This window comes from Sphingomonas sp. (genome assembly GCF_017304635.1).
Taxonomy (GTDB): Bacteria; Pseudomonadota; Alphaproteobacteria; order Sphingomonadales; family Sphingomonadaceae; genus Sphingomonas.
On sequence record NZ_JAFKMA010000005.1, the window covers coordinates 1 to 23,766 of the forward strand.

The 23,766-nt window shown below is 64.5% G+C and carries 28 protein-coding genes; 12 read left to right on the forward strand and 16 right to left on the reverse strand.

Annotated features, from left to right (window positions below):
• Nucleotides 1–427: 427 nt before the first annotated feature.
• Complete coding sequence (locus tag J0I47_RS13620; RefSeq protein WP_137901424.1) at nucleotides 428–772, reverse strand: ETC complex I subunit; 345 nt, start codon at nucleotides 770–772, stop codon at nucleotides 428–430.
• 78 nt (nucleotides 773–850) lie between these two features.
• Nucleotides 851–1,357: an Hsp20/alpha crystallin family protein gene (locus J0I47_RS13625; protein ID WP_137901423.1), complete on the reverse strand. Its 507-nt coding sequence runs from the start codon at nucleotides 1,355–1,357 to the stop codon at nucleotides 851–853.
• A gap of 376 nt (nucleotides 1,358–1,733) precedes the next feature.
• Here J0I47_RS13625 and J0I47_RS13630 point away from each other — a divergent pair, with 376 nt between their 5' ends.
• Together J0I47_RS13630 and J0I47_RS13635 are read left to right on the forward strand one after the other, a co-directional pair.
• A complete protein-coding gene (locus J0I47_RS13630) occupies nucleotides 1,734–3,239 on the forward strand; it encodes an ATPase domain-containing protein (RefSeq protein ID WP_244625929.1) in 1,506 nt (501 codons plus the stop codon).
• Entirely contained in the window at nucleotides 3,217–4,968 is a 1,752-nt protein-coding gene (locus tag J0I47_RS13635; RefSeq protein WP_137901422.1) for an ATP-binding protein, read from the forward strand. Before J0I47_RS13630 ends, J0I47_RS13635 begins: the two co-directional genes overlap by 23 nt.
• An 88-nt stretch (nucleotides 4,969–5,056) precedes the next feature.
• Here J0I47_RS13635 and J0I47_RS13640 read toward each other — a convergent pair whose 3' ends face one another.
• From J0I47_RS13640 to J0I47_RS13650, 3 genes are all read right to left on the reverse strand, one after another.
• Nucleotides 5,057–5,383, reverse strand: a complete 327-nt coding sequence (locus tag J0I47_RS13640; protein ID WP_065997979.1) for a DUF736 domain-containing protein — start codon at nucleotides 5,381–5,383, stop codon at nucleotides 5,057–5,059.
• Between the two features lie 570 nt (nucleotides 5,384–5,953).
• Entirely contained in the window at nucleotides 5,954–6,388 is a 435-nt protein-coding gene (locus J0I47_RS13645) for a hypothetical protein (RefSeq protein WP_137901421.1), read from the reverse strand.
• A 134-nt stretch (nucleotides 6,389–6,522) separates the two neighbouring features.
• Nucleotides 6,523–6,690, reverse strand: coding sequence for a hypothetical protein (locus J0I47_RS13650; RefSeq protein WP_171021003.1), 168 nt, complete (start codon nucleotides 6,688–6,690; stop codon nucleotides 6,523–6,525).
• A 430-nt stretch (nucleotides 6,691–7,120) separates the two neighbouring features.
• On the opposite strand from J0I47_RS13650, the gene J0I47_RS13655 reads away from it, so the two are divergent.
• The 4 genes from J0I47_RS13655 to J0I47_RS13670 all read left to right on the forward strand — a co-directional run bounded on the left by J0I47_RS13655 (nucleotide 7,121) and on the right by J0I47_RS13670 (nucleotide 9,101).
• Entirely contained in the window at nucleotides 7,121–7,459 is a 339-nt protein-coding gene (locus J0I47_RS13655) for a metalloregulator ArsR/SmtB family transcription factor (RefSeq protein ID WP_137901420.1), read from the forward strand.
• Nucleotides 7,459–7,974 carry an SRPBCC domain-containing protein gene (locus J0I47_RS13660; RefSeq protein WP_137901419.1) on the forward strand — a complete coding sequence of 172 codons (516 nt, stop codon included), beginning with the start codon at nucleotides 7,459–7,461 and terminating at the stop codon, nucleotides 7,972–7,974. Before J0I47_RS13655 ends, J0I47_RS13660 begins: the two co-directional genes overlap by 1 nt.
• Nucleotides 7,975–8,000: 26 nt before the next feature.
• Nucleotides 8,001–8,546, forward strand: coding sequence for a dihydrofolate reductase family protein (locus tag J0I47_RS13665; protein ID WP_294047538.1), 546 nt, complete (start codon nucleotides 8,001–8,003; stop codon nucleotides 8,544–8,546).
• A gap of 204 nt (nucleotides 8,547–8,750) precedes the next feature.
• Nucleotides 8,751–9,101, forward strand: coding sequence for a GFA family protein (locus J0I47_RS13670; protein WP_137901417.1), 351 nt, complete (start codon nucleotides 8,751–8,753; stop codon nucleotides 9,099–9,101).
• Nucleotides 9,102–9,345: 244 nt separating this feature from the next.
• On the opposite strand, the gene J0I47_RS13675 is transcribed toward J0I47_RS13670, so the two are convergent.
• The 7 genes from J0I47_RS13675 to J0I47_RS13705 form a co-directional block, all read right to left on the reverse strand.
• Nucleotides 9,346–9,804 (reverse strand): hypothetical protein, encoded by a 459-nt coding sequence (locus tag J0I47_RS13675; protein ID WP_137901416.1) that lies wholly within the window; start codon nucleotides 9,802–9,804, stop codon nucleotides 9,346–9,348.
• A 44-nt stretch (nucleotides 9,805–9,848) separates the two neighbouring features.
• A complete protein-coding gene (locus J0I47_RS13680) occupies nucleotides 9,849–10,778 on the reverse strand; it encodes a DUF2493 domain-containing protein (RefSeq protein WP_137901415.1) in 930 nt (309 codons plus the stop codon).
• 315 nt (nucleotides 10,779–11,093) lie between these two features.
• Nucleotides 11,094–12,152, reverse strand: a complete 1,059-nt coding sequence (locus J0I47_RS13685) for a toprim domain-containing protein (protein ID WP_137901414.1) — start codon at nucleotides 12,150–12,152, stop codon at nucleotides 11,094–11,096.
• A gap of 72 nt (nucleotides 12,153–12,224) precedes the next feature.
• Complete coding sequence (locus J0I47_RS13690) at nucleotides 12,225–14,396, reverse strand: ParB/RepB/Spo0J family partition protein (protein ID WP_137901413.1); 2,172 nt, start codon at nucleotides 14,394–14,396, stop codon at nucleotides 12,225–12,227.
• Between the two features lie 175 nt (nucleotides 14,397–14,571).
• Complete coding sequence (locus J0I47_RS13695) at nucleotides 14,572–15,768, reverse strand: DUF932 domain-containing protein (RefSeq protein WP_137901412.1); 1,197 nt, start codon at nucleotides 15,766–15,768, stop codon at nucleotides 14,572–14,574.
• A 126-nt stretch (nucleotides 15,769–15,894) separates the two neighbouring features.
• On the reverse strand, nucleotides 15,895–16,299 hold the full coding sequence (locus tag J0I47_RS13700) for a YkvA family protein (protein ID WP_244625930.1): 405 nt from the start codon (nucleotides 16,297–16,299) through the stop codon (nucleotides 15,895–15,897).
• Between the two features lie 182 nt (nucleotides 16,300–16,481).
• Complete coding sequence (locus J0I47_RS13705) at nucleotides 16,482–16,910, reverse strand: hypothetical protein (protein ID WP_137901411.1); 429 nt, start codon at nucleotides 16,908–16,910, stop codon at nucleotides 16,482–16,484.
• 149 nt (nucleotides 16,911–17,059) lie between these two features.
• Here J0I47_RS13705 and J0I47_RS13710 point away from each other — a divergent pair, with 149 nt between their 5' ends.
• The 5 genes from J0I47_RS13710 to J0I47_RS13730 all read left to right on the forward strand — a co-directional run bounded on the left by J0I47_RS13710 (nucleotide 17,060) and on the right by J0I47_RS13730 (nucleotide 19,348).
• Complete coding sequence (locus J0I47_RS13710; protein WP_058639974.1) at nucleotides 17,060–17,476, forward strand: response regulator; 417 nt, start codon at nucleotides 17,060–17,062, stop codon at nucleotides 17,474–17,476.
• Nucleotides 17,477–17,496: 20 nt separating this feature from the next.
• Entirely contained in the window at nucleotides 17,497–17,877 is a 381-nt protein-coding gene (locus tag J0I47_RS13715; protein WP_294047539.1) for a response regulator, read from the forward strand.
• A 28-nt stretch (nucleotides 17,878–17,905) separates the two neighbouring features.
• Nucleotides 17,906–18,115, forward strand: coding sequence for a hypothetical protein (locus J0I47_RS13720; protein WP_058771712.1), 210 nt, complete (start codon nucleotides 17,906–17,908; stop codon nucleotides 18,113–18,115).
• 306 nt (nucleotides 18,116–18,421) lie between these two features.
• Nucleotides 18,422–18,652 carry a PAS domain S-box protein gene (locus tag J0I47_RS13725; protein WP_353653353.1) on the forward strand — a complete coding sequence of 77 codons (231 nt, stop codon included), beginning with the start codon at nucleotides 18,422–18,424 and terminating at the stop codon, nucleotides 18,650–18,652.
• A 141-nt stretch (nucleotides 18,653–18,793) separates the two neighbouring features.
• Nucleotides 18,794–19,348: a putative glycolipid-binding domain-containing protein gene (locus J0I47_RS13730; protein WP_198669278.1), complete on the forward strand. Its 555-nt coding sequence runs from the start codon at nucleotides 18,794–18,796 to the stop codon at nucleotides 19,346–19,348.
• Between the two features lie 119 nt (nucleotides 19,349–19,467).
• Here J0I47_RS13730 and J0I47_RS13735 read toward each other — a convergent pair whose 3' ends face one another.
• Nucleotides 19,468–20,586, reverse strand: a complete 1,119-nt coding sequence (locus tag J0I47_RS13735) for a 3'-5' exonuclease (RefSeq protein WP_294047540.1) — start codon at nucleotides 20,584–20,586, stop codon at nucleotides 19,468–19,470.
• On the opposite strand from J0I47_RS13735, the gene J0I47_RS13740 reads away from it, so the two are divergent.
• Complete coding sequence (locus tag J0I47_RS13740) at nucleotides 20,579–21,409, forward strand: UvrD-helicase domain-containing protein (protein ID WP_294047541.1); 831 nt, start codon at nucleotides 20,579–20,581, stop codon at nucleotides 21,407–21,409. The two genes, J0I47_RS13735 and J0I47_RS13740, sit on opposite strands and share 8 nt — an antisense overlap.
• Here J0I47_RS13740 and J0I47_RS13745 read toward each other — a convergent pair.
• The 3 genes from J0I47_RS13745 to J0I47_RS13755 are packed head-to-tail and all read right to left on the reverse strand — an operon-like array spanning nucleotide 21,375 to nucleotide 23,727.
• The gene (locus J0I47_RS13745) at nucleotides 21,375–22,136 is read right to left on the reverse strand and encodes an ATP-dependent endonuclease (protein WP_294047542.1); all 762 of its coding nucleotides are present in this window, start codon (nucleotides 22,134–22,136) and stop codon (nucleotides 21,375–21,377) included. The genes J0I47_RS13740 and J0I47_RS13745 overlap by 35 nt on opposite strands.
• Nucleotides 22,137–22,165: 29 nt before the next feature.
• Nucleotides 22,166–22,534, reverse strand: coding sequence for an AAA family ATPase (locus tag J0I47_RS13750; RefSeq protein WP_366810184.1), 369 nt, complete (start codon nucleotides 22,532–22,534; stop codon nucleotides 22,166–22,168).
• A 14-nt stretch (nucleotides 22,535–22,548) separates the two neighbouring features.
• Entirely contained in the window at nucleotides 22,549–23,727 is a 1,179-nt protein-coding gene (locus J0I47_RS13755) for a Fic family protein (protein WP_116968897.1), read from the reverse strand.
• Nucleotides 23,728–23,766 lie beyond the last annotated feature (39 nt).

Sequence of the window (23,766 nt, forward strand, 5' to 3'; positions counted from 1 at the left end):
CAATGCGCCGACGGCACGCTGCCAGAATGTCCGCTGATAGAGACGTTATTTGGTGAAGCCGCTTGAACGCTTCGCCTATACGCTTTGCGGACTATGGAGCAACTAAAGCCGACCGCTAAACGCTCCGAATACCCCATCTATAATAGTCGTCCTTGTGTCGGAGCCGCCAGTGTTTTTCCGTTTCGGGGCAACTTTTCCGGGCGGAGCGGCCAACCTGATTCGGTCGCCTGATCCGTTGCTGATGTTTGGCCCAATTGATCAGATGAGCCGTATCGTCAGACCCCTAGGTATGAGCGCAAATCGACTGTGATCGGAGGGGGATCGAGCCGTCCGCCTCCACAAGCCCAAGGAGGATTCAGCGCACCAGAATGGCGGTGGGCGCGCGCAGAATTGCCGGTCGCCGCTGCTCCGGCGCCTTCGGATCTGCTTAGTTCACGACATAGGTTAGACCCTGGCGTCGGGCGTAGGCGACCGCGGATTCGAGGGTCGGAAACCGGAGTTCGACCTGCGTCAGCGGATCGTCACCACCCGTCCAACCCATCAAAGGCTCGATGAAGGGTGGGGTTTGCCGTTCGAAGCGGAGAATCCAATGCTTCGTGCGCGCCTTGCCCGAGGTCATGACCGAGCGCGAGGGGCGAAAGATCCGAGCGACGGCATCGGGAGGAAACACCGAGTCCGGGTTGTGCGCACGCGGCGCGCGGCGGCCGAGGTCGGTGCGACTTGTCTCGGACAGGGGCTGCGCGGGTTCTATTTCTTTCCAGACATAGCTCATGACCTGTCCCTCCCGCGTACGGCAAAGGAAAGGCCGGGGGCGACGACCCGGCTGGGTCTGCCCCTGGCCTCGTCAGGCTTACTGCGCCTGGGCGCCGCCGTTGATGGCGATGCGCTTGGCTTTGGACTGGGCCTTTTCGGACTTCGGCAGGGTGATGGTCAGCACGCCGTTCTTGAAGTCGGCAGCGACCTTTTCCTCCTCGACGTCGAAGCCGAGCCCGATGCGGCGCTCGAAGCGGCCATAGATCCGCTCGCTGAACTGCCGCGCCGCGTCTTCGGTGTGTGAGCGCTTTTCGCCGCGGAGCGTCAGGACGCCGTCCTCGATGAGGACCTCGACGTCCTTCTCCTCCAGGCCGGGGAGTTCTGCGGCGATACGCACGTCCTTCTCGGTCTCGGTCACCTCGACGCTTGGCCACGCCGGGGTGCGGCCGAAAAGACCGGGCGCGCCGAAGTCGCGGAAGGCCTCATCGAACAGGCGGTTCATGTCGCGATGGAGCGACAGGAACGGGCTCGGAGTCCCGCTCCGATAGGGGGTCGGGGTCTGATCGGTTTCCCGACCCCAGGGGATCAGATCACGCACGTTCATCGTCATGTCCTTTCTCAAAGCAACATGGTTGAATGAGGTGCGCCCGGAGCGCCGGACGCCCCTCGGAGCCGGACCTCAATCGAGCGTCCGGCGCGTCAGAAATTTGGGAATGGGGCGGCCGGAGGTCAAGAACCACACGGTCGTGGTTGGGCAACTTTTCGATGAAGAAACAGCTTCGTCGGGCTGATCGCGACCTTTGGGCGACGCGCAGTCCCAGACATCTGCAAGATCAGGCAAGCTTGTTTGAACCAAACCGGCTTTGTTAAGTTACAGGCTGCGATGGAGTCTTGCGCCAAAGGGGCTGGCCTTGTGACGAACTGAGGTCGTGCGACCCGGCCGCGCGCTCCAAGCGTGTTTGCACCGGGGAGCGTCGACCGTGGAAGACCGACCGCAACTGGATAGCTTGGCCGCGAGTGGCATCGCCGGTTTCGATTCTGTCGTGCATGGCGGGTTGGCGCGCGAACACATGTACCTGGTCGAGGGCACCCCGGGTTCCGGCAAGACCACGCTCGCGCTGCAGTTCCTCCTAGAAGGCGTCCGGTCGGGCGAGCGATGCCTCTACATCACGCTGTCGGAAACCGAGCGCGAGCTGCGCGCCACCGCACTCAGCCACAGCCTCGACCTGAATGGCTTGACCATCCTGGAGGTCGCGCCGCTGGAAGCCGATCCGGAGCAGCAGCAGGGCATCATCCACGCCGCCGAGGTCGAACTCGACCACACCGTCGGTTTGATCATCGACAAGGTGAAAGCGCTCCGGCCGGACCGCCTGGTCATCGATGCCCTGACCGAATTGCGTCTCCTCGCGCTCGACTCTTTAAGCTACCGCCGCCAGCTGCTGACCTTGAAGCGTTTCTTCGCGGATCAGCAATGCACCGTCCTGGCGCTCGATGATCTCACCGACAACGCGCAAGGTCTTCAGTTGCACAGCATCGTCCATGGCGTCGTCACCCTCGAGCAGCGGCGGATGCAATACGGCGTCTTCCGCCGCCGCATGTGCGTCGCCAAGCTGCGCGGTGTCGATTACCGCACCGGCTATCATGACTATGCAATCTGCAAGGGCGGTATTTTGGTGTACCCGAGCCTGATCGCGGCCGAGCATCGGACCGAGTTCACGGCAGATGTGCTGCGGAGCGATGTCGGGCCGCTCGATGAGATGCTCGGCGGAGGGCTTCAACGTGGGACCAGCACGCTCCTGATCGGTCCGTCGGGCGTCGGCAAGTCGTCGCTCGCGCTGCAATACACGATGGCGGCGGCGCGCCAGGAGCAGCGGGTGGCGTTCTTCGCTTTCGACGAGAACTACCGCACCGCCGAGGCGCGAGCCGCAGGGCTCGGCATGGAGATCGAGGCGGCGAGAGAGAGCGGAACGCTTGTCTGGGAGCAGATCAACCCGGTGACGCTGTCACCGGGCGAGTTCGTCGACAAGGTGAAGCGCAACGTCGAGGCGGGCGCGAAGCTGGTCGTGATCGACAGCCTCAACAGCTATATGGCGTCGATGCCGGAGGAGCAGGCGCTCATCCTGCATATGCACGAGCTGCTGGCGTATCTCGGGAATCAAGGGGTGGTCACTATCCTGATCATGGCCCAGCACGGCATGGTCGGCGACGTGGCGGCGCCGATCGATCTCAGCTTCCTCGCCGACGGCATCGTCCTGCTGCGTTACTTCGAGGCTGAAGGCGAGGTCCGCAAGGCGATATCAGTCTTGAAGAGCCGCAGCGGCCGGCACGAGACGACGATTCGCGAATATCGTCTGATATCTGGCGAGGGCGTCAGCGTCGGTCCGCCGATTCGTTCCTTCCGTGGGGTCCTGTCGGGCGCGCCCAGATTTGTCGGAAGTCCCGAGGCCCTTCCGGACGCCCGCGATGACGCAAATCCCGGGCGCTGAAGAACGTGACGAGCGCGTGCTGATCCTGGCGCCGTCGCGTCGGGACGGTCCCACGGTCGCGGCGATCTTGGAGCGAGCAGGACTTGCGACCCAGACCGTCGCCACGCTCGCCGATCTATGCCGGGGAGTGGACGAAGGGGCCGGGGCAGTGGTGGTCGTCGAGGAGGAGGTCTCGCCACCGACCGCGATGTCCATGCTGCAGGCTTGTCTTGCGCGGCAGCCCGCGTGGTCGGAGCCGCCGATCCTGGTGGTGACGGCCAGTGGCTCGCGCGGCAGCGCCGGGTTCGGCCGCGGCAGTGAACACTTCGCAGGCTTCGGCAATCTGGTGCTGCTGGAGCGGCCGCTTCGCTCTGCAACGCTGGTCAGCACCCTGCATTCGGCGCTCCGGGCGCGACGGCGGCAATATCAGGTGCGCGACCATTTGCGCGAGCGGGAGCGTGTCGAGGCGCGGTTGCGGGCGCAGGAGCAGGAATTGCGCGGCCTCAACGAAACGCTCGAAGAGCGCGTTCGCGAACGCACCGTGGAGCTGGAAGAGGCGAACCGCAGGCTGGCGGCGGAAATGGAGCAGCGGCAGGAGGCCGAGCGGGCGCTCCGGCAGGCGCAGAAGATGGAGGCGATCGGCCAGCTCACGGGCGGCGTCGCCCATGACTTCAACAATCTTCTGATGGTGGTCTCTGGCGGGCTGGACATGTTGGGGCGGGCTCCCGACCCGGAGCGCCGCGAGCGGATTGTCTCCGGCATGCGCCAGGCCGTCACGCGCGGCGCGTCGTTGACGCGCCAGATGCTTGCCTTCTCGCGACGCATGTCGTTGGCGCCCGAGGCGATCGACTTGCGTGCTCGCTTCGATGACATGCGCATCCTGATGGCAGGGGCTCTGCGCGAGGATATCGCGCTCGAGATCGAGCTTGCGGAAGACCTCTGGCCGGTGATGGCGGACCAGACGCAGCTCGAGCTTGCCATCCTCAACACGGTCGTCAACGCGCGGGATGCCATGTCGCAGGGCGGGACCGTGACGATCTTCGCTGGCAATGCGCGACTGGACGGCCGTGGCGAAAGTCGTCTGGCCGGCGAATTCGTGCGGATCGAAGTTCGTGACACCGGCATCGGAATAGCACCTGACATCTTGGATCGGATCTTCGATCCCTTCTTCACGACCAAAGAGGTCGGGAGCGGCACCGGGCTCGGCCTCAGCCAGGTCTACGGCTTCGCCAAGCAGTCGGGGGGACATGTGAAGGTGCGGAGCCGTCTCTGGGAGGGGACGAGGATCATCCTACACCTGCCGCGCGCCAGCAGCCTTCCGCTCGCGGCGGCTGTCGAGGCGAGTGCACCCGCAATACAGGTACCAGGCCCGAAGGGCGAGCGCCGGATTCTCCTAGTTGAAGACAATGACGAGGTCGCGGAGCTGGCCGGCCAGATGCTGGAGGGGCTCGGCTTCACGGTTCGCCGGGCGGAGAGCGCGCCGTCCGCGCTCGCGCAACTGGAGAACGGCCACGCCGCCGATCTGGTGTTCTCCGACGTGGTGATGCCGGGCGGCATGAGCGGCATTGAACTCGCCCGCGAACTCGCGCGCCGCCGTCCGGGCCTGCCCGTCGTGCTCACGAGCGGGTTTAGCGACGGCCAGCGGGATGGCGACGCAGAGGGCCTGAGATTGTTGCGGAAGCCCTATCGGCTCGACGAGCTGGAGGCGGCACTCGCGGCTGCCTTTGGAGCGCATCTCCCTTCCAGCTGAATCGATGGCCGTACGGCAAAGCCAAAGGTGCCGGAGAGCTGAAAGATCGCCCCGCCCGGTTTTGCCGGGCGGGGCATTCGCTGGGGCCTCAGTCGCCGTTGCGGCGGCTGGGGCGGGACCAGATGAGGCTGAAGCCTTCGCCTTCCTCGTCGTCGAAGAGGTTGGCGTAGATCGGAGCGGTGAAGCTCGGATCGTCCAGCTTGAGACCGAGATAGTCGCGGCCCTCGTTGGAGCGCTTCGACCAGGCGGCGCCGATCTCGGCGCGGCCGACGAAGACCCGGTGGCTGGGGGCGTTCTCGCCGCTGGCGCGGGCTTCGGGGACGATGCGGACGTTCTTGGTCTGGACGCTGAGGGTGACGATTTCGCCGGTGTACTCGTTCGAGCCGGTCTTCTTGAAGGTGCCGATGGTCGCCATGGGAAGTCTCCTTTGGATTTGCCTGTCGAGCCCGCACCATTGCGGCCTCGATGGTGATCGCCCGGCCGGAGGCAATCGACGGCGCACCCGCAGGGCTTCAGACAGCAAAGGAGGGACTTTCTTGGTGCGCGAGGAATGACGGCGCAGCCGGCAGGGGAAGAAAGTCTTGACGGCGCTGTTGCGCCTTAGGCGATTGAGGCGAAGCCGTCCTTCGGCCAGATACACCCATCGAAGAGGCCGTGTCGGTGCGCTCGCAACAGGCAATGGGTCAACGGAGACCTAGCGATCTGTCGCCGCCCGCAAAGCCCGGCTCCGGACAGATGGCGATCGTCATCAACTTGGCGTGCGTACGACGCTCGCGCGGTCCCCGAAGCCCGCTTCTGGGCGGGGACGCTGCTGCTCGCGTCTTCATCAATGCGTGCGTCCGCGCCGACCCCGTCGCAAGCCCTCGAACGGCGCGGCTCTCGGCTGGACTGGACGCTTCGAGCCACCCGCTCCCCGACCGTCCTCTGGTCGAGGAGGTGCGCTGAACCAGGGTCTGGTCCCGCCGCTGCATCCCTCAGATGGGTATTACGCCCCCGCGAGCCTCTCGCCCGACTGGGCGGGAGCTGCGGCAGCGATCCGGACCCAGGCCGTCACGCCGACGGCGACGGCTCCGATTGCGGAGAACAGCATCTGCCAAGTCTCCGAGGGCACCGCGTGTTTCACGATCCCGTGGACGGCGTGATAGCCGGCCAGCGCCGCAGGCGCTGCAAAGACCAGCCCGACGGCCAGCCGCAGCCAAGCCGGGCGGGTGATGGTGAAGAGGAATTGGCCGAGCCCGAGCGTCAGCCCGGCGGTTATGAGGCCGACCAGGATGCCGCCGGGCCAGCCTGCGCCCATCTCATAGGCCCAGCTGCCGGCGACGACGCCGGCAAACAGGGGCAGCGCGTAGATGGCGAGGGTGAAGAGCAGCCAGCACAAGATGCCGATGGTTGCGATGCTGAGGAGGATGCCGATAACCATGGTGGTGCTCCATGCAATAGCCTGCGGGTCGCGCCTTCCACCACCGCCACGGCGCAGATCGAAATATAGCCGAAAGAGAGCAAGCGCGGGAGCGGAAATCCGGCAGGATCTTCGCTCCGCGGAGCCGATCGTGCTTAGAGCGCGAAGGGATCTACTTCGTGGACGATAGCCGCGGCGTCGCCGTCATATTCGTTGGCGGGAACGACGGAGAGGCTGCCGTCACCGGCCTGGAAGATCACGATGGTGACCATCAGCGTCGTGGCGAGGCTGAAGGCGAAGGCGTGCGCTTGGTTGAGGGACATCGTTCCGGCTCCTGTCTGGAGGCGGGGGACCATCCCCCGCGTGACAGGCGCCCGATGTGTCCGGGCGAAGGCCGCAATCACCGCGCAGGCGAAGCCGCAGCGGCGGCATGCGCGCATAGCCGACCCTTTACGGGTTGATGGCGTCAGGCCCTCGGCCGGACCAAGGATCAGCGCAAGGACAAGGGGGCTGGTCCGACGTCTGGACCGGAGGCTTGGCTGGATTCTCCAGTACGACGCGCCTCGATCTTTATTGGTTGGTCAGGACATAGCCTCGCGGATCGCTGTTCGGCCGGCACCTGCCTCTCGACCCGTGACGAAGGGCTGCGGTTACCCCCGTCAGAAGCGGAGTTGAGGCTGGGCGCCAACGCCCATGGTCCCGGCCGTGGGCAGGCGGCTTGACGCTCGATATGCACCGACATACATATGCATCATGATGCAACAAAGCGTTTTCCAGACATTGGCCGACCCGACGCGGCTTCGTATCGTCGAAGCGCTAGCAGCCGGGGAACAGGCGGTGGGCGACCTCGTTCGTGCCGTGGACATCGATCAGTCCGGCGTTTCGCGGCACCTGAGAATCCTCGGGGAAGCGGGATTCGTCGTCATGAGGCCCGATGGGGCAAGGCGCCTCTACTCGCTCCGACCTGAGCCGTTCCATGCGATCGACGACTGGGTTCGAAGCTATCGCAGGCTTTGGGAGGGCCGGCTCGATCGTTTCGATGCAGCTCTGGCGCGACGGGGGAGCGCGCGGCAATCCGAGGGTGAGAAGTGATGGCGCACCGCAGCGAGCGGGCCGCGGGTCCCATCAGGTTCGAGCGGATCTATGACGCATCGATCGAGGACGTCTGGGCGCTTTGGACCACGAAAGAAGGGCTGGAGGAGTGGTTCGCACCCGAGGGAATGCGCGTCGAGATGACGGCCCTTCAGCTGCGGGTCGGCGGCGCCTTTGATTATGTGATGACCGCGGTGGGTGCCGAGCAGGTCGCCTACCTGGCAAACCTCGACATGCGGCAGACCGCGCGGGTGAGCGGTCGGCTCGTGGAGATAGTGCGCCACCGGCGACTGCGCATCCGCTTCGACATGGACTTCGTCCCCGGCGTCGAGACGTATCCGTATGACATGCTGGTCGAGATGAGCGTCGAAGCCGGGCGTGTCCGGATGGTCCTTACGGCGGATCGTCATCCGGACCCCGAGATGACAAGCGGCGCAATCCTTGGATTGACCAGCCAGCTGCAAAAATTCGACCTGGCTATCTCAGCAAGAGCAACAAAGGAGCAACGTCCATAGTGCGACCCCTTCTCTACTCCATCAACGTGACGATCGACGGTTGTGTCGACCATAGCGCCGGCTCTACGGACGCGGTGCTTCTGGAGGAGGCGCTGCGTGCAACACATCACCATGCCATAGCGAGCATGGGCCGCGCCGATGCGCTGCTCTTTGGTCGCGTCACCTACCAGATGATGGAGGAAGCGTGGCGGCTGGAGACGCGGACCTTGACAATGCCCGAGTGGACGGACCCGTTCGCACGGACCATTGATGCGATGAAGAAGTACGTCGTTTCCAGCACGCTCGGCGAGGTCGATTGGAACGCGGAGCTGGTCCGTGGCGATTTGGCCGAGGCCGTCCAGGCGCTTAAACAAGAACCCGGGAAGGCGGTGTTCACCGGTGGCGTCAGGCTCCCAATGGCGTTGGCGGAGCTGGGCCTGATCGACGAGTATGAGTTCGTGGTCCAGCCCATTATTGTGGGGCGTGGCCCCAGCTTGTTCGCCGGCCTCTCAAAGGTCATAGACTTGAAACTCGTCGATCGGATTGAGCTGAGCTCCGGCGCCGTGGCTCTGCGCTATGAGCCTAGAAGGTAGGTTGGACGCAGCTCGCAGGCCCCTTTGCTTCCAATCAGATGCACGCCAGGGGCAAATCGGAGTCTTGCGACCAATGGTTTAGGTGCCAGCTCCTTTGACGAGTGGCCATTACGTGGCTCCCCGGCCGGGTTGTCGCGGCAGGCACCCAAGGGGGCGTTCGTGTTGTTAACTGGCTTTACGTAGCAAGCTGTATGGAGGCGCTGCATGGCTTACGAAGGCAGCTGTCACTGTGGGAAGGTAGCATTCCGAGTTAACGAAGACCTTCCAGCGAATGCGGTCAGGTGTAACTGTTCGCACTGTCGAAGGAAGGGGTTTTTGCTATCCTTTGTGCCATCAGGCAGTCTAATGATCCTTCAGGGAGAAGAGGTGCTTACGGATTATTTCTTCAATAAACATGCCATTGCTCACCGGTTCTGTTCGACATGTGGTTGTGAGGCGTTTGGTTATGGCAAGGGTCCAGATGGTGCTGATATTGCGTTCATTAACCTACGGTGCGTGCCTTCGATCGATCTCGATGCCCTGGTAATTCAAGACGTGGACGGTGCTAATCTTTAGATATGCCTGATCGCACCGTCCCATGGATGAGTCGAATGCTGAGAGCTCTTGCTACGCGGGCCGTTCCACATATTATTGGTTGATGGCGTCAATCGATCGGTCGGACCAAGGATCAGCGCAGCAAAGCGGGAGATGGTGGCCGGCGATGGGTGGTTCGATGGTTGTTCTGGATACGGGCCGGACTTCGCCCTTGTCATGAGCCCGCAGGAGAATGCAACAGTGCGCGGCCTGAAACGGAGCGGTCCTACGGCACCGAATTGAGACGCTCGGCCAGACGATCCAGGCCGCCGCGAATCATGCTCGCATACGGGGTGTCGGGCAGATCTGCGGTGGCGGCCATTCCTGCCGCGAGATGGCGCTGGCAAGCCGCTCTGTCTCCTAGGCGCAAATAATCGTCGCCGAGGTTGAGGTGCAACGACGGCATGAAAGCCGCAATAGATAGGCTGTCGTGATGTCCTTTGGCTTCGGCGTCGGTGCAGCGCAGCGCTGCAGCCAGCGCTCGCTGGTCCCATGCCAGCTCATCCTGCAGGTTGTCCTGCGCATCGGCCATGAAATGCGCCAGTGTGCACTCATGGAGGGGTCTTGGATCGCGCTCAATTTTATCCCAGATATCCACGAACGCTTGGCGCGCTTCGGCTCGTGCACCACCTTGTAAGGTCGTGATGGCTGCTTGGATCTCGGTCATGATAGGATCGTCGGACATTGGCAAATCCTAACAAAAATAGATGGTTTTGCGGAAGTCCGGGGCTAACTCGCCCCGGCTCCGAAGTGCCAAACCGGGATGCCGAGCTTCTTCGCCTTGTCGGCGAGGTTGTCCTGGATGCCCGTGCCGGGAAAACGCATGACCCCGATCGGCAGCACGTCCAGCATCTGATCGTTACGCTTGAAGGGCGCGGCCTTGGCGTGCCTGGTCCAGTCGGGCTTGAACGCCACCTGCGGCACCTTGCGATGGTCCGCCCAACGGGATGCGATGCGTTCGGCGCCCTTGGGCGAACCGCCGTGCAACAGCACCATGTCGGGGTGCTTGGCGTGGACCTGATCGAGCTTGGCCCAGATCAGACGGTGATCGTTGAAGTCCAGTCCGCCGGTGAAGGCGATCTTCGGGCCAGCCGGCAGCATGACCTGCGTCTCGGCCCGCTTCTTCGCCGCGAGGAAGTCACGGCTGTCGATCATCGCCGAGGTCAGGTGGCGGTGGTTGACCATCGATCCGCTGCGGGGTCTCCACGATGAGCGAGTTTGGCGCTCGAACTGCTCGGCGGCCTCGTCGCGCATCAGTTCGAAGGCGTCGCGCCGCTCGATCAGCGTCTGCCCTTCGGCAATGAGGCGTTCCAACTCGACCGACTTCACCTCGCTGCCGTCCTGCTCGCGCTGCGAGCGGCGCTGCGCCTGCTCGTTGTCGTCCAGTTCGCGCTCGATCCGCTGGGTGGCGCGGTGGAAGAGGTTGACCGTCGACCAGAGGAGGTCGTCGAGGTCCGGCTCGAGGCGGGTGTCTTCGAGCGTCGAGATCAGGGCGTCGAAGATGTCCGCGATGGCGCCTGCCACCTGGTTGCCATCGGGCAGTTCCCTCGGGTCGGGGTCGTCCGCGAAGGGACGGTAGCCATAGAGCTGAAGTTCGCTGAGGACATGGTCGGTGGGAGATGCGGCGTGGTCCGGTTCGTGGTCGTGATGCTCGCTCATGGGATGCTCCGTCGGTCGTGACCGCGACCCTCGCGGCCTTCATGGCGACGAAAGCTGGCGAGCGGACCGGACCTGCACCCGCAGCGAAGCGCAGGGCCGAAGCGTCAGCGGAGGATGGCGGAGGCCGGCTATTTTGTTTCGCGATGGAAAGCGGCCCAACGGGGCCGCGCCGGAAAATAGTCGGCTGCAGACATTGCCGGTCCGGCCCGGTTGCCGGCCGATCGCCCTCTCGAAGGCCGGGGCGCGGTCCTCCCCGACACGGGAAAGCATCTGAGCGAGGCGGAGAGCGGATTGCCTGCCACATCCCTTCTCGGCCTATGCCGCCAACTGCATAAAGCGCGCGACGTCCTGCGCCGCGATCTGCACCCGCAAGGCTGCCCGAAGGCTATCCTGGCCCAGGATGCGCAAGTCTTCGTTGAAGTCCTCAAGGCTCGGCGACAGCACGATCGCCTCGATGCCGACCGCATGCGCGCGTTCGGTCAAGGTCGCCATCGCGCCGTCGCCTGCCGGATCGTCGTCGCGCGCGATGTAGAGCCGGCGCAGCGTGTCCGGGAAGAGGAGGGCGGCAAGGTGCGCGGCAGAGAGCGCCGCCGCCACGGGCATGGCGGGCAGGACTTGCCTCAAAGAAAGCATGGTCTCAATGCCTTCGCCGGCCGCCATCACCTGGCCCGCCACGCCGAACCGTACGGCGTGTCCGAGGAGGTCGCCCATCGCCCGCCTCGGCGTGTCGATCGTCGCCTTGCCGTCTGCGCTCGAATCCATGCCAGGGGGCGCGAGATAGGTGCGGTGCGCCCCGGTGATCCTGCCGTTAAGGTCGGTGACGACCGCGATCATTGCCGGCCACGTCTGGGTCGGAGAATGCTCGTCGGGGCGATAGTAGCAGCGAGGGTGGAAGCGCAGCGACCCGCTTGCGTGCAAAGCCGTAATGCCGCGTTTGCGGAGATACGTTTCGGCGAGAGTGCCCGAGATCGGCTGCGACATGGCGACCAGCCGCCGTGCCGCCTCCGGCGATCCGGTCGGAGCGGCTGCCTGGCGCGAGGACCGCTGATCAGGGTGAGGCTCAGGATGCGGCAGGCTGAGGAAGCGCCGCGCCTCATCGGTGACGTCCTTGAAATCGATGAGGCCACAGCTTTCGCGGATCACGTCGAGCAGGTCGCCATGCTCGCCCGTGGCCGCGTCGGTCCATTTGCCGGCCGCGCCCTTGCCGGACTCGGAGCCTTTCAGCCGGACGAACATCGATCGGCCGGGCGTGTTGCGTGCGTCGCCGACCAGCCAGTAGCGGCCCTCGCGGCGTCCGGCGGAAAGGTAATGGCGGCAGACCGCTTCCGCCTGACGGCCGAGACGCTGCGCGAGGTCTGATGCGGTTTTCGGCATAAGGCGACCCCAGAAAAAGAAGGCCCGCCGTCGCCGGCGGGCCTGAGGTGGAGACGGGTTTGTTGACGAACGTTATTCGGCCGCGACGGCGTGGGGGACGTTGGCCTCGGCTTCCTCATCATCGTCGACGGGATCGAACTCGCCCATAGCCGTTTCGCCGCCGTCCTCCGCCGTCTCTTCGACGACATCGGTGTCGGCGGTCTCGACCGGGGCCGGCGCCGTGATTGCCGCGTCGCCGGCGTCGGCCGTCTCCGCAGCGACGGTGCCGATCGCCCGCCCAGGCGTGCGCAGCGGCTCCGGCAGCCAGCCCGAGCCCGCGAGGATCTGCGCGGCGGCCTCCGCCATGTCGCCCTTCTTCATATGCTCGATGCGGTCACCGGCCCGGTCGCCCTTCGCCTCGCGCACGGCGGCGAGGATGCGCGCCTTGGTGAGCCGGCCGAGGAAACCGTCCACGGTCGGGGTCCAGCCGGCGCCCGCCATGTCGAGATCGACCGCCTGCGCGAGCCGGTCGGCATGAAGGATCGCCCGCGGCCGGCGATTGTAGGGCTCGATCACGGCGTTGACCGACAGCGCGACGCAGTGCGCGAACAGCGCCTGCCGGCTGTCCGCATCGAAGCCGTCGAGCGCGTCCCAGAGCTCTTCCGGCTCCTTCGGGAGGGTGTTGGCCCAGGCCTGATGCCGCACATCGAGCGCGCGGGCCGACGGCGTATCGGCGAGCCCGGGCGCCTGAGCGGCGAAGCCGGCGCTCTTCAGGTCGAGCTCCAGGCAGGTGTCGAGCGCGTAGCGGTAGAACACGCGGATGCAGAGCGCGTGCAGCGCCGCCAGGAACGCCACGTCCGGGTTCTCGCCGAGCGCGTGGCGCAGCGCGATCGTGCGATGCGCGGTGAGTTCCGCCATCAGCCGGTCGGGAATGGGCTTCAGGCCCTCATCCTCCTCCGGCTCCTCGACGGGTCCGACCTGAACGGCCGTGCCATCGTCGTCGACCTGAGCTGCGACGGTCCGCGTCTCCTCGCCATCGCCGGTCAGTTCGCCGGTGGCGCTGTCCGCCTCCGGCTCGATCGGCAGCTCGTCCTCCGGCCGGACGAACCCGCGCTCGATCCGCAGACCGCCGCCGGCGTCGATGCTCACGAAGGCGCCGGCGCGCCCGATCTCGTCGACGTCGAACCGGACCGGCCGCTGATCGAGGGCCTCCAGCGCGGTCTCGATCTCGCCCAGGCGTGCGTCCACCTCTTCGGGCAGCTCGTCCGCCTCGGCGTATTCGGCCTCCAGTCCATCGAGCTCGGCCTGGAGCGCGGCACGCGCGGCTTCCTCCTGCTCGGTAATGGGGACCTCCTCGCCGCGCAGCTGACGAAGGCCGAACACATGGCCGTAGGGGAACGAAGTCGCGACCTCGGTCCACTTCCAGCCCTCGGCCTCTACCTCGGCCGCTGCTTCCCGGAGCTTCTCCGTCACCATCATGTCGAGCAGGCTGACATCCTGCAGCCAGCCGCCATCGTCGGCCTGGAACAGGTCGCGCAGGACCGTGCCGCCGGCCTCGACATAGGCGTCGATCCCGACGAACTGCGCCCGCTTGTCGGAGGCGCGGACGGCGTGCTCGGTCAGCATGCGCCGGATCACGTAGGGCTGCTTGTCGTAGCCTTGCGTCAGTCGTTCGAACACCTGCTCCTGGCGCTCATGATCGCCCGAGACGGTGAAGGCCATCAGCTGGTCCAGCGTCATGCCGTCCTCGGCATAGACGTCGAGCAGGCGCGGCGACACCGAAGCGAGCTTCAACCGCTGCTTGACGACCGCGACCGGCACGAAGAACGCCGCCGCGATATCCTCCTCGGACTGGCCCTTCTCGCGCAGCGCCTGGAAGGCCCGGAACTGGTCGAGCGGGTGCAGCGGCGCGCGCTGGACGTTCTCGGCGAGGCTGTCTTCCTCGGCGATGCCGTCGTCGCGCACGACGCAGGGCACGGGGGCAGTTTTGGCGAGGCGCTTCTGCTTGACCAAAAGCTCCAGCGCCCGGAACCGCCGACCGCCGGCCGGAATCTCGTAGATGCCAGTCTCGGTCCCGTCCTCGCCGACGATGGGGCGAACCGACAGGCCCTGCAGCAGGCCGCGCCGGGCGATGTCCTCGGCGAGCTCCTCGATCGAGACGCCGGCCTTGACGCGCCGGACGTTCGACTGGGAGAGCACGAGCTTGTTGAGGGGGATGTCGCGCGAGGACGACAGGGTAATCTTCTTCGATGCCGCTTGGGCCATGGTCTTCACTCCACGACGGGCGGCCGGGAGCCTCTCTCTCGGCCTCCTACCCGTCACGAAGCGCAGCGCCGCCCTCTTCCTCTGAAGAGAGCGACGCCGCAGAAACGTGGATCAGGAAAAGCGCAGAGCCGGAGAGCCGCGAACCGGCAAAGCCGATTCCACGGCTCGGCAGGAGTCAGGCCGCGCGGTCGAGGAGCTTCTTTGCCCGGGCTTCGAGATCCAGCCGCGCGTCCTGGTGCGGCTTGTCGCGGGCGACAGCGGTGATGCCCTGGACGAAGTCGAAGACGCTGGTCGGCGCGCGGCCCTCCTCGACGAGCACCGCCTCGATGATCTTGGCGGTTTCGGCCTTGCCGAATCCACGCTTGCGCAGGAAGTCGGTCCGGTCCTCGTCCGTGCGGGCGACGATCTGCGCCCGGGCGGCCTTGATGCCATTGATGAAAGGCGCCGGTGAAGAGTTCGCGAAGCGCGTCAGCGCCGGCGCCGCCTCGTGAGCGAAACGGGAAGCGGCATATTTGGAGTGCCGGATCGTGATCTCCTCGAAGTCTTCGACGCCCCAGAGATTGCGGTTCTGGCAAACGGCGCGGAGATAGAAGCTGGCCATCCCGAGCGTCTTCGCGCCGACCTCCGAGTTCCAGCAGTAGAAGCCCCGGAAATAGAGATCAGGCGAGCCGTCGGGCAGGCGCCCGGCTTCGATCGGGTTGAGGTCGTCGACCAGGAAGAGGAACACGTCTCGGTCGCTGGCGTAGAGCGTCGTCGTGTCCTGGGTGATGTCCACTCGCGGATTGTAGAAGCCGGTCGACCAATCGAGCACGCCTGGCACCTTCCAGCGGGTGTCGCCGGTGCCGTTGCCGGCGATGCGCTGCACCGCGGCGACCAGCTCGTGGTCGAAGATGCGGCCATAGTCCGGGCCGGTGACGGCGCGCAGTTCGACGCGTCCATCGTCGGTCTCGAGAGTCTTGACCTGCTCGGCGCGGTGCGAGGTGAGGCCGTATTGTAGGTTGATGCCCGCCAGCGGCGCCGGAAGTTGGCGCAGATAGGCGGCCGGCGCGCCGACCAGCGCGGCGAGTTGGCCGAAGCTCCAGTGCGTGGGGGCGACCGGCGCCTCGGAGCCGGGCAGCACCAGGTCGAGCCGCTCGGCATTGTCGCGGCTGGCTTCGACGCGAACGGCGGCGCTCTCGACGGTGCGGGTGCGACTGCGCGCGGCCCGCCCTTTCACCGACGCCATCAGCTCGGACAGTGATAGGTAGCGTTCGTCGGCCGGTCGGTTGAACCACTCGGACGACACGCGGCCGATTCGCTCACCTCGACTGACATCGACCTTGTAGCCGCCACGCGCATCGGGGCGGGTATCCAGGACTTCAACTTCGGTCATGACTCATCTCCATGACGAGCCGGCCGGGAGCCTCTCTCTCGACCCTCAACCCGTCACGGCGATAGCCGCTGCCCTCATCCTCTTATGGGCGCCTTGCGGGGCAGGATGCGCGGAAAACGCGGCGCTCTAGCCTGTCATAGGCCTCGACCAAAACAGCCAGAGCAGCAGGATCGCGGCCGCGATCCAGAGGATGACGATGGACGCGGCTGCCACCCAGCTGACAGGACGGTCCGCTCGCGAGTCGGCCTTCGCGCGAAACTCGGCCATGAGTTGAGGTGGGACCAGGCGCACAGCAAGGAGGATCGCCAGCGGCAACAGGACGATCTCGTCCAGATAACCGAGCACGGGGATGAAGTCGGGGATCAGGTCGATCGGTGAAAGCGCATACGCTGCGATCGCGGCGCAGACCGCCTTGGCATACCAAGGAACGCGAGGATCACGCGCCGCAATCCAGAGCGCCTCGACGTCCCGCTTGATCCGTCGCGCCCAGCGCTTGACTCTGGTTAGTATACCTTCGCTCTCATCAGACAAATCTCTCTCCTGACCCGGCTCCCTTTTGTCCAGTGAACCAAAGTAGGGTTGGACAGCGCCAAAGTCGTGTCTTGCAGGGCGCGTCGCCGTGCCTCGCTCCGACGCGGAGTTTCAGCACGGCCTCCGGGGTGCCGCCCGCAGATGGGGTTCGGTGAGAGCACGGGCTGGCCCGGGGAAAGGCTTCATCCCTCGCCGCCCTCCACCCAAAAGCCGCTGGCGAGTGCTTTCCGAAGGCGGGTGCTCACCGTGATCGCGTCCGCCGCAGTCCAGCCGGCGGCGCCCGCCTCCACGAACTCGGCCACACGATGGACACGCGAAAAAGGGCTGAGGGCTTGCAGGAAGGCGCGAATCTCGGGGTCGATACCCTCGAGCCCCTCCCGCTCGCACGCGGCGAGCGCCTTGCCGAGATCGTGTCGGACATCTGCGATGCAGCGCGCATCCGTCCACCCGCGATGGTGAAGGTAGGCCTTCAGCAACAGTTCCAATCCCCAATGGAGATTTTGGAACACATGCTCGTCGGTGCGGCCCCCGTCAGTCCCGTCGAATCGTTCTGCCGATGCGCAGAAATTTCCGCCCATGCTGCGGAGGTGTTGCACGAGAGTTTCCTGCATCTGCCTGCCCCACCCTGATCACTCCTACCGGTCACGCGCTCCGTCGGCCAGTCCGTCCTTTTTGTGCGCCGAGGCGCGCTACGGCGCCCGGCTCGTGCCGCTCCAGGAACCTGGGACCAGCTTGGGCATTGTGTCGGAAAGGGGGTGAGATGATCGAGCCTGCATCCGACTCGGAAGAAGAACGCACGTCGATACTCGTCGTTGAAGACGAGATTTTGGTAAGGTATGTCATATGCGACTACCTGAGAGACTGTGGCTTCCATGTCATCGAGGCTGGTACAGCCGACGAAGCTCTGGAATACCTGCGGTCACATAACGATGTAGGGCTGGTCTTCTCGGATGTGCGCATGCCAGGGTCGCTGGATGGCATAGGCCTTTCCCAGCAGGTGCGGCTTCTCTACCCGCATATCCCGGTGATCCTGACGTCTGGGCATCTGCTGCCGGGCGAGATCGACGGAACGCCGCTGATGACGAAGCCCTATGTACTTGGCGACGTGGCTCAGAAAATCCGTGCCATTCTGGACGACGCGGGGGGCGGTTTCACGTCGAACAGTGAAGCGGTATGACTAGTCCCCATATCCTGTTGGTGGAGAACGACGTGCTCGTGCGGAAGCCGCTCGCTGAATATTTGCGCGACTGCGGCTATAAGGTGGTTGAAGCCCTGAATACCGATGAAGCGGTTGAGGTGCTGACCACGGGCAGCGCTGCCATCGGCATCGTGCTGGCCGACGTGAGCAGCCCCGGCAAGATCGATGGCTTCGGTCTTGCGCGTTGGATGCGGTCGAACGGTATCGACGCAAAGATCATTCTCGCCGGCACCGTCCAGAAGGCGGCCGCCAAGGCGCAGGACCTCTGCGAGGACGGCCCGCTGTTGTCGAAGCCCTACGATCACTCGCTTCTGCTCAATCGCATCAAAAGCGAAGTGGCGGCGAGAGCGCGAAACGGAAAGCCGGAGTCTGACATCTGAGGTCGGCGAAGAGCGCGAAGAGCAAACGATGGACTGCAAAGAAAAGGCGCGCCTGGTCATTGATTACGAAGCAAAAACGGCCAGTTTTTCACGCGCTGTGACGGTTTTTCAAGGCAAGTTGGCGACGTCTGCAAAGGAGGAATACGACCGACTGCAACGGCGTGTCGACGAGGCGCGGGTTGAATCGGAGGGCGCCCGGCTCGCGCTGGAACGCCATATCTCTGAACATGGTTGTTGAACTGACTCTGCGGTACGGCGGTGCGATTGACGGGTGCGTCTCCCCTGGCGGTCGCGCGCGAGAATATTTCGCGAGGGAGGAGGAGCGCCCGGTCCGGGAAATTGAAGCACCTCGCGCGCGAATGCGAGGTTCTGGGACGACCAGCGGGTGGGGGACGCGGGGCGGTTTCAGGGTCGCGGCTGCAGTGGTATCGGCGTAGGAAGAAGGTCGGTCTGCTTTTGGTCCGAACGTTGCGGGTTGCCCTCCCTGGGCGATAAGCTTTCAGTGCGATGAAAAGCAAGTTCGGCCCCAAAAATTGCTTACGAGGTGCTCGTCCAAAGCGTTGTGGACTACGCGATTTACTTGCTCGACCGCGAGGGCCGCGTGTCGAGCTGGAATCCAGGCGCGGAGCGGATCAAGGGCTATTCGCCGGGCGAAATCCTGGGCAAGCACTTTTCCCGGTTTTACACCGAAGAGGATCGCCACGCCGATGTGCCCGAGGCGGCGCTTGGCCCAAGCTTGGGCGGTGACATTCAGTTCGAGACTGCCGTCCCCTGAGCCGCGTAGCGACGGGCTCTCGCGCCAATCATGAAATTGTCCGTGCCGCTCGCATCAGGTCGAGGTGATGGGCCACGGCTGGCGAAGATGAGCACTACATCTACGCTTTACCACAATGATGATCCGATCCGGAGGTCGAACGTGACTATCGTGGCAACTGCCTTTTGGCGACGGCTGGATACGCTCGGTCACGACGCGTGCCGTTTGGAGCAGTGCGGTAGTGGTTGGCGTATCGAAGGAACCGCCGTCTTTCGCCGTAAGGAAGGCCCGGCGTGCATTGCCTATCGCGTCGAATGTGGCGCCGATTGGAAAACGGTGCGCGGAGACGTTCGGGGTTTCCTTGGGCGCCGACCTATCGAATACCTCATCGTTCGACAGGGGACTGAGTGGACGCTGAACGGGGAGGTCGTGCACGGCTTGGATCATCTCGTTGATCTCGATCTCGGGTTCACGCCTGCGACGAACCTGCAACAGCTTCGTCGCGTTCCGATCGCTCAAGGCTGCGCCGCTCACATCTCTGTTGCATGGCTCGATGCCGAGACAGGTGAGTTGACCGAACTGGACCAGCGATACACGCGACGTGGCGAATCTGCCTTCTGGTACGAGGCACCGAGCGCCAGCTACGAAGGCCTCCTCAAACTCGCGCCGGATGGCTTCATTCGGCATTATCCTACTCTCTGGAAGGCGGAACAGTAGCGTAACGGCGGCGGCGACGCCGCGCCCCAGCGTAGATTTGGCGGGGCAATTGGAGCCAGAAAGCAGCTGCCTCACAATTCTTGAACCTGAATCTCGGTGCCTCGGGCTGGACGGAGATTTCAGGCTATCTGGATGGTCTGAACGCCGGCCTTGCTGAGAAGGCCGTAGAGGGTGGCGATCTTGGTGCGCGCCCCGCGTTTGGCGCAGTAGGTGAAGACCACCCTCTGCTTGGCCCGCGTGAACGCGACGAAGAAGCCGGCGGTCGCCTCCATTTGGTCGCCAGCAAAACTCCACCAGGCGCCGTCATCAAGCCCGACAAAGATGACGCTATGGTATTCGAGCCCCTTGCTCTTGTGGATCGTCATGAGCGGAATGGCATGCAGGCCTTCGTAGGTGTCGAGGGTCTCCGTCCAATCTGCGGCGTCGGCCGATGACCCGTGCAGATGCACTGCGGTGGCCTCAACGACCTTCTCAAACCACCCGCCCTGCGCATAGGCGGGATGAACGGCGATCAGCCGTTCACGGCCGACGAAGCAAAGGACGTCATCAACGATGGTCCGCGCATCGGCTTTGGACGCTGGCGGTTCGGGATGGTCGGCGCTGAGCTGGGTCGCTTGGGCGTCGAGCTCGCGGGCGAATATTGCCTGGGCGGCTTCGTCCTCGGGAGAAATCCCGCGCAAAGCCCCCAGCGCCTCCTGGCATTCGGTCCAATGCCGACCTGCGCGTTTCGTCATGGCAAGACGTAGAACCTTGACCAACAGCTCTGATGCTTCTTCCGCGAGAAGCTCTTGCAACATGACGGCGCCGACGGTTCCGGCCTCGTTGCGAAGCGGGATTCCCGCGGCTCGAAAGGCTGGCTCGAGTACGGCCGCATAGTCGACCGCCTTCTGGCGCACGAGCAGGACGAAGTCGCGAGGGCCGAGCGCATGGGCCTTCACTTCGCCGGCGACGAACCGGGCCAGCCGCTGTGCTTCGATCTCGGGACTCGAGAAGTCCCAGATTGCGCAGCTTTCGCCTGCAATCGTGGTTGCCGTCTTCGAAACGGGCTCTACCGCACGAGCGTCTAGCGCTTGCGCGAGGACATGCTGGATGCGCACGAGCTCGGGCGACGACCGATAGTTGTTGTAGAGCGGCGTGCGCTTGCCGCCGAAATCGGCGTCGAACGCGGAGAATGGATCGTCCATCGCCATCGCCCAACGCATGATCTGCTGCTTATTGTCTCCCACTGCAGTGATCACTGCATCGGTTCCGAGGAAGACCGAGCTCCTCGCACAGCGCGCCGCCTATCTTCTGCAGACCGGCATCGCGCCGCCGCCGCGGCGCATTCTCGCGATCAGCTTCAAGCGTGACGCCGCGACCAATCTCGCCGCCCGCGTCCGCCAGCGCTGCCATCGCAGCCACGCCGGCCGTCTCGATTCGATGACCTTCGACGCGTTCGCCAAAAGCCTGGTCGACCGGTTCGGCCAAGCGCTGCCCGAGCGATGGCGACCGCGACCCGACTATGAACTCATGTTCCCAAACGATACGGCCTTTCGGGGATTTCTGTTCCAGGATGTCGGTACGCCTCCGAAAGCCATAGGCAGCTACGCTGACCTCCAGGCGATCTCCATCAAGACATTCGAGCGCTCGCTGCTCGTAGGCTCACCGCTTCCCGTTCTGGGCTGGCCTGACCCGACAGTCGGCCAGTGGGCGGCGGATCGATTCTGGCAATCGTCGCTGCACGAGGGAAAGAAGACCTTTCTGTCGTTCCCGATGATCGGACGGCTCGCCGAACTGCTCCTGCGCGTCAATCCGATGGCGCGCGACGCCCTCCGTTTGACCTACTCGCACCTGTTCATGGACGAGTTCCAGGACACCACCCAGATCCAATACGATCTCGTGCGAACGATCTTCCCCGCACCGGGGCCGGCGATGACCGAGCGGTTGTCGGTGGAGCGGACCACCTTGATCGCGTTCGCTTCGAGGGCGTCGACACCGATCGGCTTCCAATCGTCGGGTCGAACCCGTCGCGCAAGCACCGCCATGGTCAGTCTCGCCGCAGGCATTTGGCGATATGGTTGAGAAGTTCCGAAAGCAACGGCGGCATGTCCTCACGCAAGGCCTTGGTCTTGATGTGGGTGAGCGCCGCGAGATGTGTCGCCGGCTTGCTGTTCGTGATGAAGTGGTAGCGATAGGCGGGCAGCAGATCCGGGTAGTCCTTGTAAGGTCCGGTGTAGAGGGCGAGCCCTGGTCCAGCTGTGCCCAGGACGACTTCGGCTGCCTTATCGACGGCCATCTTGGGTCCGCCCCCCTTGGGTATAACTGCTTCATAGGCGTCGGGAAAAGCCGCGATCATCGCCAGGTCGAGGTCGAGCGGCGCGGAGAAGTAGACGGCGTGAGGCTTCAGGCAGTCGACCCATCCCTTGAGCAGCTTGCGGTCATCGGCATCCTGCCACGTGTGCATCTTGGCGAAATCGGCGTCCGATAACATGCCGCCTTCGATCTTGAGCAGGTTAGCCTTCGGCACGCCGAATTCGATAAGTTTCTCGATCGCGGTCTTCACCCGGCCGAAGCCGCCGCCGCTACGGCCGAGGTCGAGATCGAGCAGAGTCGCGTGTGGAATGCCAAGGTGCGTCAGCAACCGCCAGAAATGCTGCACATGGCGCCCGCCCAGCGGCACGATCGCGACGAAGGCAGGATCGATCAGGAGGTCGAGCGCTTCGGCGAGACGCGGGAGGACGATCCGCTCCGAGTCCCCTTCGACGAGAAGGACGAAGCGTGCGAAGTAGAGTTCCGGGTAGGCGAGCATGGCGCCACGGACGAACTTGGCCGCCTCGTCTATCGACCCAGAACAGCTCCTGCGACACCTCGCCCTCGACGGTTCCGTCGTCCTCCCAACGCGCTTCGAGCCGCAAGCGACAGACCGGTGCTTTGTCTGCACGCTCGAGCTGCATGTGCCGAAATGACGGTGCGATGGTTTCGGGCGTGGTCATCGATGTCCTCGTCAGCTCCGACATGAAAATCCGACCGCTGCACGGTGCGTTGTGCGCGCGAGACGCCGAACAGCTTCGACAAGGCGTGGAGGAGCGCGGTCTTGCCGGCCGCGTTCGGACCAACGACGGCGGTGATCTCCGAGGCAATCGGCACCGTGATCGGGTCGGGGCCGAAGCAGCGGAAGCCGGACAGGGTGACGCTTTCTAGACGCACAATTTTCTCTCGGGTTAGGCTGCGGGCAGGGGATCGGTGCCCTCGCTGAGGATTGCGAGATAGCGGCGATAGCCGAAGACGCGACCGCGCCGCCGGCCGGTCACCTCCTCGACGATGCCGAGGCGTTCAAGATCGGCAAGCGCGGCGTTGACGGTGGGCGCGGACAGGCCCGTTCGCTCGACCAGCAGGTTTGCGGTGAGATAGGGGTTCTGCTGAAGGAGATCGTGGATGCGCAGCGCGGAGCCAGGGCGTTCGCTCTCGCCGGTGATGCGTTCGCGGTCGTGCTTGAACAGTTCGACGATCCGGGTCGCGGCGTCGAAGGCTTGGTTTGCCGTATCCGCAACGCCGGTCAGGAAGAAGTCCAGCCAAGCCTCCCAAGCCCCGTGTTCGCGCACCTCCTGAAGCAGCCTATAATAGTCGGCGCGATGGGTCTTCAGATAGAGGCTCAGGTAGAGCAGCGGCTTTCGCAGCACGCCGTGAACGCAAAGGTAAAGCGTCACCAGCAGACGCCCGATACGGCCATTGCCGTCCAGGAAGGGATGGATCGTCTCGAACTGGACGTGCAGGAGGCCCGCCTTGATCAGCGCCGGCAGTCGAGACTCGTCCTCGTGCATGAAGCGTTCAAGGGCGTCGAGGCAGCCATCCAACTCCGTCGTTGGAGGCGGGACGAAAAGCGCGTTGCCTGGTCGGCTGCCGCCGATCCAGTTCTGCGAGCGCCGGAATTCGCCCGGGCTCTTGGTGCCGCCCCGCCCGCTTTGCAGAAGCCGTGCGTGCATTTCGCGGATCAGGCGGAGCGACAGCGGCAAGTCCTCAAGCCGCTCCAGGCCATACATCATTGCGTCGACGTAGTTCGAGACTTCGCGGATGTCGTCGATCGGCTGCCCGGCCTGCGCCTCGGTCTCGAAGCGCAGGAGGTCGGTAAGGGTGGATTGGGTTCCCTCGATCTGGGACGAGAGGACGGCCTCCTTCCTCACATACATGTAGAGGAAGAGCTCCTGGCGCGGCAAAAGCATGGTTATGCCGTCGAGGCGGCCCAGCGCGCGTTCAGCTAGGCTCAAACGGTCCAGCAGCGTGAGCACGTCGATCGGCGGCGCCGGGGGGAGCGGCGGCGGCACGAAGGCACGCACCGTCTCGCCGGCGACGGGGGTTTCGACAAAGCGGCCCAGCCGCTGATTGGGTTCGGGATCAACCATGTGCGCCGATTATGGCAACCCACCCTTATTTAAGCAATG

What these genes read in the sequence shown, in the direction of transcription:
- J0I47_RS13655 (WP_137901420.1), top strand. Translation starts at nt 7,121, where the DNA reads ATGATGCAACAAAGCGTTTTCCAGACATTGGCCGACCCGACGCGGCTT.
- J0I47_RS13690 (WP_137901413.1), bottom strand. Translation starts at nt 14,396, where the DNA reads ATGGCCCAAGCGGCATCGAAGAAGATTACCCTGTCGTCCTCGCGCGAC.
- J0I47_RS13745 (WP_294047542.1), bottom strand. Translation starts at nt 22,136, where the DNA reads ATGCTCGCCTACCCGGAACTCTACTTCGCACGCTTCGTCCTTCTCGTC.
- J0I47_RS13640 (WP_065997979.1), bottom strand. Translation starts at nt 5,383, where the DNA reads ATGGCGACCATCGGCACCTTCAAGAAGACCGGCTCGAACGAGTACACC.
- J0I47_RS13645 (WP_137901421.1), bottom strand. Translation starts at nt 6,388, where the DNA reads ATGGTTATCGGCATCCTCCTCAGCATCGCAACCATCGGCATCTTGTGC.
- J0I47_RS13620 (WP_137901424.1), bottom strand. Translation starts at nt 772, where the DNA reads ATGAGCTATGTCTGGAAAGAAATAGAACCCGCGCAGCCCCTGTCCGAG.
- J0I47_RS13685 (WP_137901414.1), bottom strand. Translation starts at nt 12,152, where the DNA reads ATGCCGAAAACCGCATCAGACCTCGCGCAGCGTCTCGGCCGTCAGGCG.
- J0I47_RS13660 (WP_137901419.1), top strand. Translation starts at nt 7,459, where the DNA reads ATGGCGCACCGCAGCGAGCGGGCCGCGGGTCCCATCAGGTTCGAGCGG.
- J0I47_RS13720 (WP_058771712.1), top strand. Translation starts at nt 17,906, where the DNA reads ATGGACTGCAAAGAAAAGGCGCGCCTGGTCATTGATTACGAAGCAAAA.
- J0I47_RS13670 (WP_137901417.1), top strand. Translation starts at nt 8,751, where the DNA reads ATGGCTTACGAAGGCAGCTGTCACTGTGGGAAGGTAGCATTCCGAGTT.
- J0I47_RS13675 (WP_137901416.1), bottom strand. Translation starts at nt 9,804, where the DNA reads ATGTCCGACGATCCTATCATGACCGAGATCCAAGCAGCCATCACGACC.
- J0I47_RS13680 (WP_137901415.1), bottom strand. Translation starts at nt 10,778, where the DNA reads ATGAGCGAGCATCACGACCACGAACCGGACCACGCCGCATCTCCCACC.
- J0I47_RS13710 (WP_058639974.1), top strand. Translation starts at nt 17,060, where the DNA reads ATGATCGAGCCTGCATCCGACTCGGAAGAAGAACGCACGTCGATACTC.
- J0I47_RS13625 (WP_137901423.1), bottom strand. Translation starts at nt 1,357, where the DNA reads ATGAACGTGCGTGATCTGATCCCCTGGGGTCGGGAAACCGATCAGACC.
- J0I47_RS13755 (WP_116968897.1), bottom strand. Translation starts at nt 23,727, where the DNA reads ATGGTTGATCCCGAACCCAATCAGCGGCTGGGCCGCTTTGTCGAAACC.
- J0I47_RS13650 (WP_171021003.1), bottom strand. Translation starts at nt 6,690, where the DNA reads ATGTCCCTCAACCAAGCGCACGCCTTCGCCTTCAGCCTCGCCACGACG.
- J0I47_RS13705 (WP_137901411.1), bottom strand. Translation starts at nt 16,910, where the DNA reads ATGCAGGAAACTCTCGTGCAACACCTCCGCAGCATGGGCGGAAATTTC.
- J0I47_RS13695 (WP_137901412.1), bottom strand. Translation starts at nt 15,768, where the DNA reads ATGACCGAAGTTGAAGTCCTGGATACCCGCCCCGATGCGCGTGGCGGC.
- J0I47_RS13635 (WP_137901422.1), top strand. Translation starts at nt 3,217, where the DNA reads ATGACGCAAATCCCGGGCGCTGAAGAACGTGACGAGCGCGTGCTGATC.